Below are 2,828 nucleotides of genomic sequence, written 5' to 3'. Positions count from 1 at the left end.
TGCGCGGGTTCAACGTCTCCGGCGAGGTGAAGCTCGCCGAGAAGGGCAAGCTCCCGTTCGCCGACGCCGCCGACGCCCGGACCTCCGCGCTCGCCATGCGCGACCTCACCAACGCCAACACCGTACGGTTCCTGCTCTCCTGGGACGCCGCCGAGCCGGCCCCCGGCACCATCGACACCGCGTACCTCGGCAAACTGGCCGAGCAGGCCGGCGTCTTCGCGGACCTCGGCTTCGAGGTGCTCTTCGACTTCCACCAGGACATGTTCGCCCGCTACCTGTTCAACACCGGCAGCTGGTACACCGGCGACGGCGCACCGAAGTGGCTGGTGCAGGCCGGCGGCTACCCGCAGGAGAGCTGCGGTGTCTGCGTCACCTGGGGGCAGAACATCACCCAGAACGCCGCGGTCCAGCAGGCCACGTACGACTTCTGGCACAACCGCACACTGAGCACGGCGGCCGGGTCGATCAGTGAGCGCGACGAGTTCCTGCGGTACACCCGGCAGGCGCTCCTCCAACTGCGCGCCGGCCTCACCGACGCCCAGTTCGCGCACGTGCTCGGCATCGACCCCTACAACGAGCCGTACGCCGGCAACTACGACAGCGGGCAGAACAGCCGAACCTGGGAACGGGACGTGCTATGGCCGTTCTACCAGTCGTTCCGGGCCCTGATGGACGGCGCGGGTTGGGCCGACCGCCCGGCATTCGTCGAGCCCAACATGTTCTGGAACGGCACCGTCCAGAACCAGGCCGGCGGCTTCCTCGACGCCGGCGCGATCGGGCCGCGCTATGTGTTCAACACCCACTTCTACGACCAGGCCGCCATCTCCGGGGTCGTGATGTGGGGCAAGGCCGGCGACGGGCAGGAGAGCGACGACTTCGCGCTGATCCGGGACCGCTCCGCGGCACTGTCGACACCGGCGATCGTCACCGAGTTCGGTCATCCGCTCAGCGGCTACACCTCGGACAAGGCACCGAGCGTGGACAAGGCGATGTACCAGGGCCTGGACTCCCGGCTGACCGGCGCACAGTGGTGGGGCGGCGTGGCCGGGTCCGGGCCGGTGCTGTCCGGCACGCAGTGGCAGTGGGACATCTACAGCGGCCGGCACCACGAGCTGATGAACGACAACCCGGACAAGGTCCAGACCACCGGCGACGCCTGGAACGGCGACAGCCGCTACGCCGTGCTCGTCTGGCGCTCCGGCGGCGACGGCACGGCCACCGAGGTCAAGCTCCCGGCCGGCTTCCGCAACACCATCGCCTCCGACGTCGCCTCCACGATCTCGACGGACGGCCGGACGCTTTCGCTCTCCGGGGCGGGCGCGACCGGCGTCGTCCACTACGCCCTCATCGCCGACGCCACGGCCCCCTCGGCCGCAGTCCTGACCGCGGCGAAGACCGAACTGGCCGGCTGGGCGGCGGCCGCCTTCCCGTCCTGACACCCGCGCGGGAGGATAGCGTCCACGTGGTGGAAGCGTTCTCCCGCAACGGCATGCTGTTCACGGTGTTGGACGAGGGGCCGGTGGACGCGGAGACAGTCGTGCTCCTGCACGGGTTCCCGCAGAGCGCGCGATCGTGGCTCGGCGTTTCCCGGCCCCTGCTCGCGGCCAGTTACCGGGTCGTCGCACCGGACCAGCGCGGTTACACCCCGCAGGCCCGGCCCCGGTCCCGGCGGGCCTACCGGCTCGACGAGCTCGTGGCCGACGTCGTAGCGCTTGTCGATGCCACCGGGGTGGAACGGGTTCACCTGGTCGGCCACGACTGGGGTGGCGGGGTCGCGTGGATGGTCGCCGCCACGCGACCCGATCGCCTGCATACCCTCACCGTCGTTTCCGCGCCGCATCCGCGCGCGGCGGTGCAGGCCATGCTGAGCAGTCGGCAAGCTCTTCCATCCGGTCGCGGGGAGGCCGGTACGCCGTGGCAATGCTCAAGCCATCCTGCGGGTGCCGAAACCTTATCCGTCCTGGTCACGGTCATGCTGGTCGCTGATGCGTGCGGCCGGCGCCTGGGGTGGATTCCGGCGGCCAGCTCTCGACGGTGATCTGCGCCGGGCACTGCGCGAGGATGACTTGCTGTGCTGCTGCGACTGGCCTATCTCGGCGTGACCAACGCGCTCGCTCTACTATGGCTGTTGCCTATGAGTGACCGCGACAAAGAAGCCGAGATCCTCGCGTTGCGGCATCAGGTCATGGTTTTGTAACGGCAGTTGCGCGGCGATCGGGTGAGGTTCGCCCCGGCTGACCGGGCCTGGCTGGCCGCCCTGCTGCACCCCCACCTGCGCGAGTACGAACATCACCACAATGAACACCGGCCACACAGGAGCATCGGCAACGCCCGACCACTGCGGCCCCTGCCCGACCCGATCGCTGAAGCCGCCGCGCTGACACAGCTCAACGTCCGCCGACACGACCGGCTCGGCGGACTCCTCCATGAATACGACCACGCCGCTTGACCAGCACGGACGGCATTCTCGGCACTCACAAGGCCGGCGGGGGAAAGCGGATTGGCTCGGATCGCGGCAAGATGAGGACGCCGTCTTGACACTACGATCCCGGAGCATGGGGCTTATCTCGGGGCCGCCTTCGTGCTGGATCGTGACGCCCGGCTGCAAGACAACCTGTGTGACTGGGCGTGTTATATGGCGATCGATCAGTCGTCGGATGGCCTTGCGGTAGATGTTGGGCAGCGGACAAGGCGCAGCTTGGGCACCGGAGTTGGCGCGCGCCGCACCGTGCGGCCGATTGCAGAAGAGGGTCGGCTGCCCCGCGACGGTCCATCCGCCAGACACGGAGGGTGACGACGTGCGTTAGTTGGTCTGCCCTATCGGCGGC

3 protein-coding genes are annotated in these 2,828 nt (G+C 68.9%); 2 read left to right on the top strand and 1 reads right to left on the bottom strand.

The window, feature by feature from the left end:
- Window positions 1-1,436 (top strand): cellulase family glycosylhydrolase (locus IH26_RS0152380; protein WP_034218333.1); only part of this gene is annotated, 1,436 nt, incomplete at its 5' end.
- 29 nt (window positions 1,437-1,465) lie between these two features.
- Window positions 1,466-2,038, top strand: coding sequence for an alpha/beta fold hydrolase (locus IH26_RS0152375; protein ID WP_245666077.1), 573 nt, complete (start codon window positions 1,466-1,468; stop codon window positions 2,036-2,038).
- Window positions 2,039-2,119: 81 nt separating this feature from the next.
- Here the strand turns inward: IH26_RS0152375 and IH26_RS61040 are convergent, their stop codons facing one another.
- Complete coding sequence (locus IH26_RS61040) at window positions 2,120-2,428, bottom strand: hypothetical protein (protein WP_157437912.1); 309 nt, start codon at window positions 2,426-2,428, stop codon at window positions 2,120-2,122.
- Window positions 2,429-2,828: the final 400 nt, after the last annotated feature.

It is taken from the genome of Actinoplanes subtropicus (assembly GCF_000721705.1).
GTDB lineage: Bacteria > Actinomycetota > Actinomycetes > Mycobacteriales > Micromonosporaceae > Actinoplanes > Actinoplanes subtropicus.
This window is presented reverse-complemented; position numbering and strand designations above follow the sequence as displayed.